Source organism: Mesorhizobium sp. LNHC229A00, assembly GCF_000502415.1.
Classification (GTDB): Bacteria; Pseudomonadota; Alphaproteobacteria; order Rhizobiales; family Rhizobiaceae; genus Mesorhizobium.
This window is the reverse complement of the sequence record NZ_AYWQ01000150.1, coordinates 1-582: the sequence shown is the minus strand read 5'-3', so window position 1 is coordinate 582 and position 582 is coordinate 1. Positions and strand designations below refer to the sequence as shown.

Here is a 582-nt window from a genome sequence, read left to right as displayed (position 1 = left end):
CCAGAACGCCAGCAGCAGTATCATCAGCGACTGCGGCATGAAGTGCTGCAGGAAGTTCGGGTAAGTCACGCTGACGAAATTATCCCCATATGCCAGGACGATCACCGGCAGCAGGAACATCATGGCCAGGAAGAAGGCGTACAGCGGATACCAGAACTGCGAGAACACGAACTGCACCTTCAAGTGCAACGGCATGCGGCCGATCAGTTTCGGCGTATACTGGAGAAGGATCATCACGAGGCTACGCGACCACTGAAACTCCTGCGTAACGAGGTCAGCAAAGGTGCGTGGGCCGTCGCCATGTGCGATGGCATCCAGCGCATGCGCTCCGCGCCAGCCATGCGCGTTCATGAAAAGGGTCGTCGAATGATCTTCAGCGAGTTCGGGGCCCAGGCCACCAATTTCCTTCAACGCAGCCGTACGGACCGCATAGTGCGATCCGATGCAGACCGTCGCGAAGCCCCCGTTGTAGCCGGCCTGCAGCGAACCGTGCATGCTTGCTTCGACATAGAGCCGTCCGCGGGCGGACCAGCTCTCGTGTGCATTGCGGTCGCAGATGCTGGGCGCCGAGACATAGCCGAT

1 protein-coding gene is annotated in these 582 nt (G+C 59.6%); it reads right to left on the bottom strand.

Annotated elements, in window-relative coordinates; genetic code table 11:
* The coding region (locus X742_RS140240) for a glycosyltransferase family 2 protein (RefSeq protein ID WP_023775668.1) at positions 1-582 on the bottom strand (582 nt) is incomplete at both ends.